This is a genomic window from Citrobacter sp. Cpo040 (assembly GCF_030332915.1).
GTDB classification, from domain to species: Bacteria; Pseudomonadota; Gammaproteobacteria; order Enterobacterales; family Enterobacteriaceae; genus Citrobacter; species Citrobacter portucalensis.
The window spans coordinates 1,119,835-1,133,532 of sequence record NZ_JAOWGX010000034.1 but is presented as its reverse complement, the minus strand read 5'-3'; the positions used below and the strand labels follow the sequence as shown (position 1 = coordinate 1,133,532).

At 51.6% G+C, this 13,698-nt stretch carries 14 protein-coding genes; 7 read left to right on the top strand and 7 right to left on the bottom strand.

What is annotated here, in order from left to right; all coding sequences use genetic code 11:
* Nucleotides 1–391: 391 nt before the first annotated feature.
* From phsA to OGX86_RS10280, 7 genes are all read left to right on the top strand, one after another.
* Entirely contained in the window at nt 392–2,665 is a 2,274-nt protein-coding gene (gene phsA / locus OGX86_RS10310) for a thiosulfate reductase PhsA (protein WP_008785159.1), read from the top strand.
* A gap of 14 nt (nt 2,666–2,679) precedes the next feature.
* Complete coding sequence (phsB, locus tag OGX86_RS10305) at nt 2,680–3,258, top strand: thiosulfate reductase electron transport protein PhsB (protein WP_048215988.1); 579 nt, start codon at nt 2,680–2,682, stop codon at nt 3,256–3,258.
* Nucleotides 3,255–4,022: a thiosulfate reductase cytochrome B subunit gene (phsC, locus tag OGX86_RS10300; RefSeq protein ID WP_252431051.1), complete on the top strand. Its 768-nt coding sequence runs from the start codon at nt 3,255–3,257 to the stop codon at nt 4,020–4,022. Before phsB ends, phsC begins: the two co-directional genes overlap by 4 nt.
* Nucleotides 4,023–4,161: 139 nt before the next feature.
* Nucleotides 4,162–5,334, top strand: coding sequence for a serine-type D-Ala-D-Ala carboxypeptidase DacD (dacD, locus tag OGX86_RS10295; protein ID WP_032941959.1), 1,173 nt, complete (start codon nt 4,162–4,164; stop codon nt 5,332–5,334).
* A 123-nt stretch (nt 5,335–5,457) separates the two neighbouring features.
* Nucleotides 5,458–5,925: a DNA gyrase inhibitor SbmC gene (gene sbmC, locus OGX86_RS10290; protein ID WP_008785156.1), complete on the top strand. Its 468-nt coding sequence runs from the start codon at nt 5,458–5,460 to the stop codon at nt 5,923–5,925.
* 107 nt (nt 5,926–6,032) lie between these two features.
* Nucleotides 6,033–7,091, top strand: a complete 1,059-nt coding sequence (locus OGX86_RS10285) for an FUSC family protein (protein WP_008785155.1) — start codon at nt 6,033–6,035, stop codon at nt 7,089–7,091.
* A gap of 238 nt (nt 7,092–7,329) precedes the next feature.
* Nucleotides 7,330–7,665, top strand: a complete 336-nt coding sequence (locus OGX86_RS10280) for a DUF496 family protein (protein ID WP_003834176.1) — start codon at nt 7,330–7,332, stop codon at nt 7,663–7,665.
* A gap of 40 nt (nt 7,666–7,705) precedes the next feature.
* Here OGX86_RS10280 and OGX86_RS10275 read toward each other — a convergent pair whose 3' ends face one another.
* The 7 genes from OGX86_RS10275 to OGX86_RS10245 all read right to left on the bottom strand — a co-directional run bounded on the left by OGX86_RS10275 (nt 7,706) and on the right by OGX86_RS10245 (nt 13,692).
* Nucleotides 7,706–8,572 (bottom strand): L-threonine kinase, encoded by an 867-nt coding sequence (locus tag OGX86_RS10275; RefSeq protein WP_286639941.1) that lies wholly within the window; start codon nt 8,570–8,572, stop codon nt 7,706–7,708.
* A 92-nt stretch (nt 8,573–8,664) separates the two neighbouring features.
* Entirely contained in the window at nt 8,665–9,879 is a 1,215-nt protein-coding gene (locus OGX86_RS10270; protein ID WP_048215992.1) for an acetate/propionate family kinase, read from the bottom strand.
* Complete coding sequence (gene pduV, locus OGX86_RS10265; RefSeq protein ID WP_286639938.1) at nt 9,864–10,316, bottom strand: propanediol utilization protein PduV; 453 nt, start codon at nt 10,314–10,316, stop codon at nt 9,864–9,866. The genes OGX86_RS10270 and pduV overlap by 16 nt, the downstream gene beginning before the upstream one ends.
* A 4-nt stretch (nt 10,317–10,320) precedes the next feature.
* Nucleotides 10,321–10,671: a propanediol utilization microcompartment protein PduU gene (gene pduU / locus OGX86_RS10260; protein WP_032939586.1), complete on the bottom strand. Its 351-nt coding sequence runs from the start codon at nt 10,669–10,671 to the stop codon at nt 10,321–10,323.
* Complete coding sequence (gene pduT, locus OGX86_RS10255) at nt 10,671–11,225, bottom strand: propanediol utilization microcompartment protein PduT (protein ID WP_003030201.1); 555 nt, start codon at nt 11,223–11,225, stop codon at nt 10,671–10,673. Before pduT ends, pduU begins: the two co-directional genes overlap by 1 nt.
* Before the next feature lie 2 nt (nt 11,226–11,227).
* Complete coding sequence (pduS, locus tag OGX86_RS10250; protein WP_286639936.1) at nt 11,228–12,583, bottom strand: cobalamin reductase PduS; 1,356 nt, start codon at nt 12,581–12,583, stop codon at nt 11,228–11,230.
* The gene (locus OGX86_RS10245) at nt 12,580–13,692 is read right to left on the bottom strand and encodes a 1-propanol dehydrogenase PduQ (RefSeq protein ID WP_128317438.1); all 1,113 of its coding nucleotides are present in this window, start codon (nt 13,690–13,692) and stop codon (nt 12,580–12,582) included. The genes pduS and OGX86_RS10245 overlap by 4 nt, the downstream gene beginning before the upstream one ends.
* Nucleotides 13,693–13,698: the final 6 nt, after the last annotated feature.

The window sequence follows — 13,698 nt, the reverse complement described above, 5'->3', positions numbered from 1 at the left end:
TATGTCCGGGATCAATTTAGCGCTGGTTCAAGAATACCAAAAAATAGCGAGATAATCAGCTATGGCATTATCGAAGCTGGATTGTGTACGCAATAAAATTGAGATAAACAGGACATTAATGGAATTAACTAATAAATTTCGCGCGGTTAAAATAAATTACGGAAATAAAATATCTTGAGGTTGCGGGTTTGTAAATAATCTAACTGATAACCATTATTGTTATTTTCCTCTTCTTTGTTGTGTTCTGGAAACTTTAAAAATCTTTTATAAACAATGGGTTTTTATTTATGTCAATTCGCTGTCATGCATTGTAATGAAATGTGATTGATGTAAAAAATAAATAATCCAAACGCCATATAATTATTGGATATATCTAATAACAGGAGGTTATATGAGCATTAGTCGGCGTAATTTTTTGCGAGGAGTGGGTATAGGCTGTTCAGCCTGTGCGATAGGCAGTTTCCCGCCTGGGGCACTGGCGCGAAATTCTCCAGAGAGTATCAAAGGGAAAACATCCCTGACGCCAAGTTTGTGCGAGATGTGTTCTTTTCGCTGCCCAATTCAGGCTCAGGTGATTAATAATAAAACGGTTTTTATTCAGGGAAACCCTAACGCGCCACAGCAGGGGACACGTGTCTGCGCTCGCGGCGGCAGCGGCGTTAGCCTGGTCAACGACCCTCATCGCATTGTTAAACCCATGAAACGCACAGGACCTCGCGGGAGCGGTGACTGGCAGGTGATTAGCTGGGAACAGGCGTATAAAGAAATTGCCGAAAAAATGACGGCAATAAAAACGCAATATGGTCCCCAGGGAGTCGTCTTCTCGTCTAAATCTGGCTCGCTGTCTGGCCATTTATTTCACCTCGCGACAGCTTTCGGGTCACCGAATACCTTTACTCACGCATCAACGTGTCCTGCCGGTAAAGCCATTGCCGCTAAAGTGATGATGGGTGGCGATTTAGCCATGGATATCGCCAATACCCGTTATATGGTCTCTTTTGGCCATAACCTCTATGAAGGGATCGAGGTTGCTGATACGCATGAGCTGATGACCGCGCAGGAGAAGGGGGCGAAGATGGTCAGCTTCGATCCCCGTTTGTCCGTATTCTCCAGCAAGGCGGATGAATGGCATGCGCTCAAGCCGGGCGGCGACTTACCGGTGCTGATGGCCATGTGTCACGTCATGATCAATGAAAATCTGTATGACGCGGACTTTGTTGCGCGCTACACCACGGGGTTTGAGCAACTGGCAGAAGCGGTACAAGAGACCACGCCAGAATGGGCGCAGCAGCTCGCGGATGTGCCTGCTGATGTCATTGTTCGGGTCACCCGCGAAATGGCCGCCTGCGCGCCTCATGCCATCGTCAGTCCGGGCCATCGCGCGACGTTTTCGCAAGAAGAAATTGATATGCGGCGCATGATTTTTACCCTCAATGTGCTGCTTGGCAATATTGAGCGTGAAGGCGGTTTGTATCAGAAAAAAGCGGCGGCAACTTACAATAAGCTGGCTGGAGAGAAGGTCGCTCCGGTGCTGGCAAAACCCGATGTCAAATTACCCAAGCCAACGGCGCAGCGTATCGATCTGGTAGCCCCGCAGTTTAAGTACATCGCGGCGGGCGGTGGTGTGGTGCAAAGCATCATTGATGCTGTGTTAAACCAGACGCCTTATCCGGTGAAGGGATGGATTATGTCCCGACACAACCCTTTCCAAACCGTAACCTGTCGACCAGATCTGGTCAAAACCGTTGAACAGCTCGACCTTGTGGTCAGTTGTGATGTCTATTTAAGCGAAAGCGCGGCGTATGCCGACTACCTTTTGCCTGAATGTACTTACCTTGAGCGCGATGAAGAAGTTTCAGACATGTCGGGTCTGAATCCAGCCTATGCCCTGCGTCAGCAGGTAGTAGAACCTATTGGTGATGCGCGTCCGAGTTGGCAAATCTGGAAAGAGCTGGCCGTGCAGTTAGGCCTTGGCCAATTCTACCCATGGCAGGATATGCAAACGCGTCAGTTATACCAGCTTAATGGCGATCATGCGCTATCTGCTGAATTGCGTCAGAAAGGGTATCGGGAGTGGGGTGTTCCGTTGCTGCTGCGTGAACCTGAAGCGGTGCGTCAGTTTGTGGAACGCTATCCGGGCGCGGTGGCGGTTGACAGCGACGGTACCTATGGCGAGCAACTGCGCTTTAAATCTCCGTCAGGAAAAATCGAACTCTATTCCGAAGAGCTGGAAACGCTCCTGCCTGGCTACGGTATTCCGCGCGCGCGCAATTTTGCGCTTAAAGGCGACAGTGAACTCTATTTTATCCAGGGAAAAGTGGCGGTGCATACCAACGGTGCGACGCAATACGTGCCACTGCTTAGCGAGTTGATGTGGGATAACGCAGTGTGGATCCACCCGCAAACGGCCCGTGAAAAAGGCATCAAAAGCGGTGATGACATCTGGCTGGAAAATGCGACCGGCAAGGAAAAAGGCAAAGCGCTGGTCACCGCCGGAATTCGGCCCGATACGCTGTTTGTTTATATGGGATTTGGCGCCAAGGCGGGAGCCAAAACCGCAGCGACAACGCACGGTATCCATTGCGGTAATTTGCTTCCGCATGTTACCAGTCCGGTTTCCGGTACGGTGGTCCACACCGCTGGCGTTACGCTTCGTCGGGCATGAGAAAGGAGAACATCATGAATCAATCTACAAACCCTTATGTCATGCTGCATGACGAGAAACGCTGTATCGGCTGTCAGGCATGCACGGTTGCCTGCAAAGTTCTGAATGATGTGCCAGAGGGATTTAGCCGTCTACAGGTGCAGATCCGTTCACCCGAACATGAACCCGAGGTACTGTCCCACTTCCAGTTTGTTCGCGTTTCCTGTCAGCATTGTGAAGATGCGCCTTGCGTCAGCGTTTGTCCGACCGGTGCATCATTTCGCGACGAAAATGGCATTGTGCAGGTGGATAAGTCTCGCTGTATTGGCTGTGACTACTGCGTTGCCGCTTGTCCGTTCCATGTCCGTTATCTCAATCCGCAAACGGGAATTGCCGACAAATGTAACTTCTGCGCAGATACCCGACTCGAGAGCGGTCACTCGCCCGCCTGCGTTTCCGTTTGTCCGACGGATGCGCTGAAATTTGGTCGTCGTGACGATCCGGAAATTCAGCACTGGATAAATCAAAAAGAGGTTTATCGCCAGCAGGATACGCGTAGCGGTCCGGTGAGTGTTTATCGGCGTAAAGAGATCCATCAGGAGGGTAAAGCATGAATTCTATCTGGGGAGCAGAGCTTAACTATGCGCCGGACTACTGGCCGCTGTGGCTCATTTATGCAGGCGTTGTTGTTGTGCTGATGATTGCGGGCCTGGTTATGCACGCGCTGTTACGTCGGATGCTGGCACCCAAGACGGCAACCGGAGAAGAGCACCGGGATTACCTCTATTCTCTGGCAGTCCGCCGCTGGCACTGGGGTAATGCGCTGCTTTTTATCCTGCTTTTGCTGAGTGGCCTGTTTGGTCACTTCTCTCTCGGACCGGTGGCATTGATGGTGCAGGTACATACCTGGTGCGGTTTCGCCTTGTTGGCCTTCTGGGTTGGTTTTGTGCTAATCAACGCAACCAGCGGCAACGGTTGTCATTACCGGGTGAAGTTTAATGGGTTGATATCACGCTGCTTGTTGCAAACGCGCTTTTATCTGTATGGCATCATGAAGGGTGAACCACACCCGTTTGCCGCAACGGCAGAGAGTAAATTTAACCCGCTACAACAGCTGGCTTATCTGGCCATCATGTATGCGCTGGTTCCGCTGCTAATCATCACCGGGTTGTTATGCCTCTACCCGCAGGTGATAGGGGCAGGGCCTGTGATGCTGGTGCTGCATATGGTGTTGGCGATTGTCGGCTTACTGTTCATCTGTGCACATATTTACCTGTGCACGCTGGGTGACACGCCGGGGCAAATTTTCCGCAGCATGATAGATGGCTATCATCGTCATCGTAGCCATCACGCAGAAACGGCACCGCGCAAAGGGTAACGCCAGACGCGGTCGATATCTGAAATCCTTTCCTTACAGCAAGAAAATGTGCCTTATGTCACATTTTCTTGCAATTTATCCATGTTTGTTCGCCAGAACTTCCGTAAAAAGAACGGCTATTTCTCCATTTCCTGAGGACATGCTGTTGAAACGCCGTTTGTTTATTGCCGCTTCACTATTTGCGATGAGTTTTTCGCCCGCGTACGCGACCGACGTCGCCAGTTTCGCTCCACAGCCTCCGGCAATTAATGCCGGGGCGTGGGTATTAATGGATTACACCACGGGCCAAATCCTGACAGCCGGAAATGAACACCAGCAGCGCAACCCTGCCAGCCTGACCAAGCTGATGACCGGCTATGTTGTCGATCGCGCAATCGACAGCAAGCGTATTAGTCCGACAGATATTGTCACCGTAGGGCGCGATGCCTGGGCGAAAGATAATCCGGTATTCGTCGGTTCATCCTTAATGTTCCTGAAAGAAGGTGATCGCGTTTCTGTGCGCGACCTGAGTCGCGGGCTAATTGTTGATTCCGGTAATGATGCCTGCGTGGCGCTGGCGGATTACATCGCCGGAGGGCAGCCGCAGTTTGTCGCGATGATGAACAACTATGTGCAAAAGCTGAACCTGCGGGACACGCATTTTGAAACGGTACATGGTCTGGATGCGCCAGGTCAGCACAGCTCAGCATACGATCTGGCCGTGCTGTCGAGAGCTATCATCCATGGAGAGCCGGATTTCTACCATATGTACAGTGAAAAAAGCCTTACCTGGAACGGAATCACGCAGCAAAACCGTAACGGTTTGTTGTGGGATAAAACCATGAACGTCGACGGTCTGAAGACTGGGCATACCTCCGGCGCTGGATTCAATCTGATTGCTTCAGCTGTTGATGGCCAGCGCCGCCTGATTGCAGTTGTGATGGGGGCGGAGAGTGCGAAAGGGCGTGAAGACCAGGCGCGAAAACTGCTGCAATGGGGACAACAGAACTTCGATACCGTGCAGGTATTACGTAGCGGTAAGCAGGTTGGTATTGAACGGATCTGGTACGGCGATAAAGAAAAAATTAGCCTTGGCACAGAGCAGGATTTCTGGATGGCCCTGCCTAAAGCCGAAGTCGCTAATATCAAGGCAAAATATGTTCTTGATAAGAAAGAACTGGTTGCCCCTATTGCTGCCCATCAACGTGTGGGGGAAATTGAACTCTACGATCGGGATAAACTGGTGGCGCACTGGCCTCTGGTTACGCTGGAGTCTGTCAACGAAGGCGGTGTCTTCTCGCGTTTGAGCGATTACTTCCACCACAAGGCGTAGTTTTTCCTGATGTGCCTGACTGGCAAGAGTGCGAATCTGCTCACATAATAATCACTGATTCCTTGTGGCCGTCATACCTAAAAATTACACTGTATATAAATACAGTGTAATAACGGAGGTTATATGGAGTACGAGATAAAGCAGGTCGAGAAACGCATAATTGCCGGTTTCCATATGGTTGGACCGTGGGAACAAACGGTAAAGCAGGGTTTCGAACAGTTAATGATGTGGGTCGACGGTAAGCAGATCGTACCGCTGGAATGGATAGCTGTTTATTACGACAATCCTGACGTTGTTCCGGCGGAAAAACTGCGTTGTGATACCGTGGTGTCTGTGCCTGAAGGTTTTGAGATCCCAGAAAACAGCGAAGGGGTGATCCAGACCGAACTGGCGGGGGGCGACTATGCTATCGCCGTTGCGCGCGTTGAAAATCATGACTTCGCGACGCCGTGGTATCAGTTCTTTGAGCGCCTGCTGCAGGATTCGACGTATGCGATAGCCGCTAAACCTTGCTTTGAAGTTTATATGAACAATGGCATGGAGGACGGCTACTGGGACATTGAAATGTACGTGCCGGTACAGTCGAAGTAACTGTTTTTGGTGTAAATCAGGATGAATGTCCTGGTCATCAGGGTGATGTTTTCACTCAAAAAACAGGTACAATTCTGTTCTTTGCAATTCCCTGACGGAGTGCATGAGTGCGTGCAGATAAGTCACTGAGTCCTTTTGAAATTCGTTTGTATCGTCATTATCGTGTGGTGCATGGTGTTCGCATTGCGCTGGCGTTTCTTTTTACTTTTCTGTTGGTTCGCCTGTTGAACATTCCTGAAGGTACATGGCCTCTGATTACGCTGGTGGTAATCATGGGGCCTATTTCCTTTTGGGGGAACGTTGTCCCCAGAGCGTTTGAGCGTATTGGCGGGACAATTCTGGGTTCGGTACTTGGGCTGGTGGCCCTGCGTCTGGAACTCTTTTCACTTCCGCTAATGCTGATATGGTGCGCGGTGGCGATGTTTCTCTGCGGCTGGCTGGCACTGGGTAAAAAGCCGTATCAGGCGTTGCTGATTGGTATAACGCTTGCGGTCGTTGTGGGTGCCCCCGCTGGAGATATGAACACAGCGTTATGGCGCGGTGGCGATGTTATTCTGGGTTCATTACTGGCAATGCTGTTTACCGGTATCTGGCCGCAGCGGGCATTTATACACTGGCGAATTCAGCTGGCGCATTGCGTAACGGGGTACAATCGGGTGTATCAGGCTGCGCTATCTCCCAACCTGCTGGAGCAACCGCGCCTGGAAAAGCATTTACAACAGCTTTTAAGCGATGTTGTCAAAATGCGTGGGCTCATCGTTCCTGCCAGCAAAGAAACCCGCATTCAAAAATCCATCTTTGAAGCTATTCAGACGGTAAATCGCAACCTGGTCTGCATGCTTGAGCTGCAAATCAATGCGCTATGGGCCAGCCGTACCAGCCACTTTGTCATGTTGAATGCGCATACTTTGCGTGAAACACAGCTCAGGACACAACAGGCGCTACTGACGATAACCCACGCATTGTATGAAGGTAATCCACAACCGGTGCTTGCCAATACGGAAAAACTCAATGACACCGTGGTGGAGTTACGACAGCTTATTGCTGAGCATAAGGGCGATAATGTCGCTGAAACGCCCATTCACGGCTACGTTTGGCTAAATATGGAAATGGCGCGACAGCTGGAGTTGCTCTCTCATTTGATCTGTCGCGCGCTGCGCAAATAAAGAGCAGATGAGGGGATTGGTTCTACTGCTGCTTCGATTCAGCAACGAATAGAGGTATGATACTGAAAAAGGCTAAAACCATTGGTAACTGCAATGGCTTTACCCTCGATAATTCAGGTTTCAACCATGCATGGTCGATGCAGATGCAACTTGAAGTATGGCGGGCATGAAAGTAATGTTGACCCACTTTAGCCGTTGTTTTAACGAATCCGAATCTCACATTATCAGGGGTGTAAAAATGGAAACTACCAAGCCTTCTTTCCAGGACGTGCTGGAATTTGTTCGTCTGTTCCGTCGTAAAAACAAACTGCAACGTGAAATCCAGGACGTTGAGAAAAAGATCCGTGACAACCAGAAACGTGTTCTGCTGCTGGACAACCTGAGCGACTACATCAAGCCTGGAATGAGCGTGGAAGCGATTCAGGGCATTATCGCCAGCATGAAAAGCGATTATGAAGATCGTGTTGATGATTACATCATCAAAAACGCTGAGATCTCTAAAGAGCGCCGCGACATCTCTAAAAAGCTGAAAGCGATGGGCGAAGTGAAAAACGGCGAAGCGAAAGCCGAGTAACGATTTTATGCTTGTCCGGGTCGCTGCATAGCGGCGGCCCTTATTGCAGTTCGACCCCGCCAGTTACCATCCGCAACAAATGCTGTTCCGGCCAGTGTTCTGTTAATTTTTTCTGCGTCAGCATCCATTTAATGTAGTCCACATCATGACGCTTTCTGTCGAGCATCAGACCGACTACGCTGCCACTGTGCGCAACGTTGACACCGTATAAATCACATTCTTCTACCAGCGCTAAAAGTGAATCAAAATTTGGTTTAGGTAACAGCAACTGGCTGGCGATCGCGCTCAGCGTGGCGGCTTCACCCATCCGATAAGGATTTTGACTGATACAGGCTTCCTGTACCTTTTCCCATGCGCGTTTCAGCGCTGGAGCGCCTGCCAGTAACCCTGACTGGCGTGGAGTACGGTGATAATCAGCAGTAAGCAAGGTTTCCGGACTTTCGAGAACCAGCAGATCGAGTTGAGGCTGGGCTTCACAGGCAATTTGCGTGGAGGCGTCGTTATGATCGAACAGCGTAAGCTGGCGGAAAACGGTGCTGTCGGTAGGTTCCAGCGAAACGCAAAGCTGCGCCAGAGTGGATTCGTCTAGCTGATGCCCCAGATGCTGCGCCGTGGCGATTGCCGTGGCGGCGATATCCGCTGTGCTGCTGGCCATCCCTTTAGCGACAGGAATGGTTGACTGGACATCAATTCGGATATCCTGACTCATGTGTGCCGGGTATTGCCAGTGCAGCAATAACCTCTCAACCATCGCCCGCGAAAGTGGACGTTCATCTGTCAGCGGTGAACCTGAAGTGACCTCAACGGTGCTATACCATTCAACCGGGCAGGAGACCAATTTCTCACTGCCCAGAATCCAGCCCTGGATAAGTTCTCCGCACGATGCGGGACATTGCGCAACAGCCACGTCTTCACCTATGTGATCAGCAATCCTCGGCGCATAGTGTCATGGCGATCGCGCTATTGCCATGATTTGCCGCAATTTGCGGTGCGGCAGTGTTATGCAGGAATGCCCAATGTCACAGTTTCAGATATCGCTAAACGCATAACGTCTTGCGCAATCATCAGCTCTTCATTGGTATTAATCACAGCTACTTTGACCATCGCATTTTCCGTCTGAATGAAGGTGGCATTACGCTGATTTTTTTCCTCATCAACGGCCAGCCCCAGGAAATTCAGGTTACGACAAATCGCAGCGCGCGCCCGTGCGGAGTTTTCGCCAATACCACCGGTAAACACCAGGGCATCCAGACCGCCCATCTGCATAATATAGCTACCAATGGTGGCACGAATGCGCTCAGCAAAAAGCGTCAACGCCAGCGCCGCCTGGTGATTGCCCGTATCTGCGGCATGTTCAACGTCGCGGTAGTCAGGGGAGATGCCAGAAACACCGAGCAATCCGGACTCATTGTTGAGCAATTGGTTGAGCTGCTGCGGTGTTTTGCCTTCTCGCAGGGCAATCCACGGTAAAATGGACGGATCGATATCGCCACTTCGCGTGCCCATCATCACGCCAGACTGCGGCGTAAAGCCCATTGACGTATTCACCGATTGTCCGCCTTTGATGGCGCAGATGCTGCTGCCGTTGCCCAGATGACAACAAACAACGCGCAGGGCGCTGAGTGGTACACCCAGTTTTTCAGCAAGCTGTGAGCTAACGTATTTGTGGCTGGTACCATGAAAACCATAGCGACGAATACCCAACTCTGAATAGTAACGCCAGGGCAGGGGATAGATGAAAGAAGGCTCATCAAGCGTTTGATGAAAGGCAGTGTCGAACACCGCAACGGCTGGCGTTTTGGGCAATAGCTGGCGGAATACCGCGATCCCCAGCGCATTTACCGGGTTATGCAGAGGGGCCAGTTCCGCGAGTCGCTCGATTTCTGCGAGCGTTTCATCAGTTACCAGCGCAGAGTCTTTAAAGGATTCCCCGCCGTGCGCGACGCGATGGCCCACGCCGTCGATCTCTTCCAGACTGCTGATAATGTGGTGGTTGAGCAGTTTTTCCAGGAGCAACGTTACGGCTTCACGGTGATCGGCTACGGGCAAAGTCTCCTGCCATTTCTGCGCTGGTGTTTTTAGGGTGACCTGCGCATCAGACAAACCGATACGTTCAATCAACCCCTGACAGATCATTTCACCCTGCGGCATCGCCAGTAGTTGAAATTTAAGCGAGGAACTACCTGCATTAATGGCCATTATTTTGTGAGACATGAAGGTTCCTTTGCATTCAGAAAAATGAACATCTCATCGACCCCAGTATTCTCCAGCGCGCTGGTGACAAATACTTTTTGCGCGCCAGCCTGAACTAACCAACTCTCCACAAGAGAAATACGCTTCGGGTTGGCTAAATCGGCTTTGGTAACGAGGCCAATAACGGGTCGGTTCATTGGTCCGGTAAAACCGGGAGAAAATGGTGACCACGGCGCGTCAGCATTGAGTACCAGCGCAATAATGTCTGCTTCACAGGCGCTGGCCAGCAGCGCGCTGTACAGGCAGCGGTTCTCAAGATATTCACCCGGTGTGTCTATTGTCGTAGGAGACCAGACTATGGCCTGGGTCTTCTGATAGTGAAGCGCTTCTCCCCGCATGCACTGCGTGAGCGATGTTTTACCGCACTGGCTGGGGCCAATTAGCATGATACGTTTCATGAAATTACGTCCGAGTGATGGGACACGCGGTAAAACGCATCATTTCGCCCAGCGTTCGGGTTACCTGTTTCAGCGCGTACTCAACGGCGGAGACATCGCCCGTCAGTACCACTGCGCCGGTAAATCGGTCGAGAAAACCAATCTCTACCGCCCCGGATTTCGTGGCGATATCGCAGGCGATAATTGAGGCTTCGCTGGGGGTTATCGTCAAAATCCCGATTGCGGATACTGAATCCTGTAATCCCAGCTTCTTGAACAAATCTTTACCTGGATTAGCAATAAGATGCGCCAGCGTGACCTGTTTGCCAGGAACATATTCCTGAATCATTCGATCCGTGGTGGGTTGTCTTTCCATTATCCCTCCACCATTTGTCGCCACATGCTTTCATGCGGGCGAGGTATGACCGAGCGGTAAACCAGCAGGCCTTTTTCACCCGCACTTTCACTGGCAACCGTTACTGCGTTATTCACATCGGATACATCGCCAGCAACGACCATGTAGCACTTACCGCCAATACCAAATGCCATATGGACGCGTACCAGCGTGACGTTGGAGGCTTTAACCGCCCGGTCGGCGGCGCAGATGCAGGCAGCAACGCTCCATGTTTCGACAATACCAACTGCCTGACGCTTATCCACGCTGTTTAGCCCGCTGATTGCGGGGAGTACGCTGGCATGAATGTTGGGGAGTACCAGACTGTCAACGAGCATATCGCCGGCAAGAGATGTTCCAGTGGCAATCGCCTGCTGTACGGCACCTACGTCACCACCGAGCATGAGTAGAAATTTTCCCGGGCAGATGGTCTTGCTGACCAGTAAATTCACATTCGCGCTTTTTAACATGGCATCACCCGCTTCCATTCCTTTGGCAATGCTGGTGAGTTCTAAAATCCCTATAGCCTGAGACATGATTAACCTCTAATTACCGTGATAGATTGCTCAGTGATTTCGCTGACAATACCGTCAATGCTGGCGTGAACAGGCGCGCCTAATGCACCGGACGGCACATTGGCAACGCATTGACCGCGAACAACGCGTTCGCCTTGTTCTACACATGGGATGGCGCTGGCACCAATATGCTGGCGTAACAACAGCGTCGTTTTATCTGTGGAATAATCAGTCTCAGCCAGTGGCGCATCGTGATACCAGTCGCTAAGACCCAGTTTGGTAATAAGGCGCTTAACCGGGATCAACCGGTACTTCGCCATTTCATCCTCAGGATTTAGCGGCCCTTCATAACGATGGTTGAGCGCCCGCAGCTCGCGTTTCAGCATACGGTTGATGCGCATCGGTGAAATCCCAACCGGGCAGGCTACGCTTTCACACACGTTGCATTCTGAACAGGTCAGGGCCGTGAGCAGCAACTGCGGTGTGGCCGCCTGCTGATAATTAACCGCACGAACCAACAGGTGCGGGGATAATTCATGGCCGATCAAATGCCTTGGGCACAAATCCGTACACAAACGGCACTGCTCGCAAACGGTTTTTGCTACAGAAAGCACGGTGCGTTCATCCTGCATCCGCCGCTGAATCAACGCATGAGACTTAGGCAAAACCAGCAGGCCCCCGGTGGTCTTGCTTACGGGGGTATCCAGTGAAGTAATCAGGCCGCCCATCATCGGACCACCGTTAATAAAGCCGGGATCGTCAACGGTTGCGCCACCGGCCAGCGCCAGAACGTCACGTAAAGACATTCCGATAGGGACAGTGAGTGTGATGGGACTGGCGACTGCACCGTTAACGGTCAGGGTGCGACGCGTAACGGGGTACTGCTGCTCAACTGCTCTGGCGATGTTGAGCACGGTCTGAACGTTATTGACCACCACACCGACGCTGACCGGCAGCGCGGCAGGCGGAACTCTCCGACCTGTTGCCATCCAGATGGTCAGAACCTCGTCACCAGCCGGGTAGACATCAGGCAAAATATGTAAGCGGATCCCGGCAGGTAGAAGGGGCGTTAATGCATTGATAGCACCTTGGTATTTCTCCTTGAGCGCAATAATTCCGGCACTGGCTCCCGTCGCCGTCATGGCATATTGAACGCCGCGGATAAGTCGCTCAGCCTGGACGGCCATCAACTGCTGGTCAACTTTCAGCATTGGCTCACATTCAGCCGCATTGACCAGAAAGGTATCGACCTGCGCCTGTAATTTTACGTGAGCAGGAAAGCCTGCGCCTCCGGCTCCGACAACACCCGCTGCGCGAACGCGTTCGCGAATGGTCTGTGCATCATAAAGCGTGGACTCTGCCGTCATGGCTGTCTTCATAATAATTCCTCAAGCAGTTCCTGCATGGCACTGGCATCGGCAACACGAGGATTGGTTTGCAGCGTGACGTCAGCCAGCGCGGCCTGAACCATCGATGGGATACGTTGTGACCAGACTTGCTTTCCGTCTTTAAGCGCGTCAACGAAAGAAGGTAACGCACACTGTTTTTTGAGAAGCTCAATTTGATGAATGAGCGCATTCAGCGCAGCCGTATCGTTCGCATTATCCGGGCATAAATGGCAGGCTTTAGCAAAACGGGCATAGCGCTTCGCAGCTCGCGGATCGCGGGCATTAAAATGAATGACATGGGTCAGCAGCAGCGCATTGGCAAGTCCATGCGGCAGATGAAACTGACCACCCAATTGATGGGCAATCGCATGATTGATCCCCAGTCCAGCCTGACTAAATGCCATTCCCGCGAGCGTTGATGCATTGTGCATTTTCCCCCTGGTTGCCAGACAGTCGCCTTTGCTGACGGCGACAGGCAGGTACTGGAAGACAATTTGAGCCGCTTTTTCAGCCAGTGCGTCTGTGAAGTCGCTGGCCTTCGTGGACACGTAAGCCTCCAGTGCATGCGTTAACACGTCCATGCCGGTATTCGCGGTGATGGCTGGTGGTACGCTGACAACCAACGTTGGATCAAGGATGGCCATGTCCGGGTAAAGTGCATTATTAAACAATGGATATTTAATGCCTTTATCCGGATCGCTAATCACGCAGGCACTGGTTACCTCGGAGCCTGTGCCGCTGGTGGTGGGAATTGCGACACAGGTTTCAATTTCAATACCGAACTGTCGGCTGAACCAGACGATGGCTTTTGCGGCGTCCAGTGCTGAGCCGCCACCAAAACCCATCACGACGTCCGGTCGCAGGGACTGCATTTGTGCAATCCCTTGTACTACCGTACCGATGGTGGGATCGGGGGTGATATCGCTGAAAATGCTGATGCGGTTATCCGCTGGCAGAGCGTTGCGCAGCTTTTCAATCAGGGGAGAACGCGCGAGAAAACCATCGCAAATAATCCAGATATGCTTATTCGTGAAACGCTTGAGCACATCCAGACTTCCCTGGCCGCTGTACAATCGAGTTTGCAGTGAAAAGCTATTCATAACGGC

Bases quoted from the DNA above. Each gene is read 5' to 3' on its own strand.
- sbmC (WP_008785156.1), top strand. From the start codon at position 5,458: ATGGAGTACGAGATAAAGCAGGTCGAGAAACGCATAATTGCCGGTTTC.
- phsB (WP_048215988.1), top strand. From the start codon at position 2,680: ATGAATCAATCTACAAACCCTTATGTCATGCTGCATGACGAGAAACGC.
- pduV (WP_286639938.1), bottom strand. From the start codon at position 10,316: ATGAAACGTATCATGCTAATTGGCCCCAGCCAGTGCGGTAAAACATCG.
- pduT (WP_003030201.1), bottom strand. From the start codon at position 11,225: ATGTCTCAGGCTATAGGGATTTTAGAACTCACCAGCATTGCCAAAGGA.
- dacD (WP_032941959.1), top strand. From the start codon at position 4,162: ATGCTGTTGAAACGCCGTTTGTTTATTGCCGCTTCACTATTTGCGATG.
- OGX86_RS10245 (WP_128317438.1), bottom strand. From the start codon at position 13,692: ATGAATAGCTTTTCACTGCAAACTCGATTGTACAGCGGCCAGGGAAGT.
- OGX86_RS10270 (WP_048215992.1), bottom strand. From the start codon at position 9,879: ATGTCTCACAAAATAATGGCCATTAATGCAGGTAGTTCCTCGCTTAAA.
- pduU (WP_032939586.1), bottom strand. From the start codon at position 10,671: ATGGAAAGACAACCCACCACGGATCGAATGATTCAGGAATATGTTCCT.
- pduS (WP_286639936.1), bottom strand. From the start codon at position 12,583: ATGAAGACAGCCATGACGGCAGAGTCCACGCTTTATGATGCACAGACC.
- phsC (WP_252431051.1), top strand. From the start codon at position 3,255: ATGAATTCTATCTGGGGAGCAGAGCTTAACTATGCGCCGGACTACTGG.
- phsA (WP_008785159.1), top strand. From the start codon at position 392: ATGAGCATTAGTCGGCGTAATTTTTTGCGAGGAGTGGGTATAGGCTGT.
- OGX86_RS10280 (WP_003834176.1), top strand. From the start codon at position 7,330: ATGGAAACTACCAAGCCTTCTTTCCAGGACGTGCTGGAATTTGTTCGT.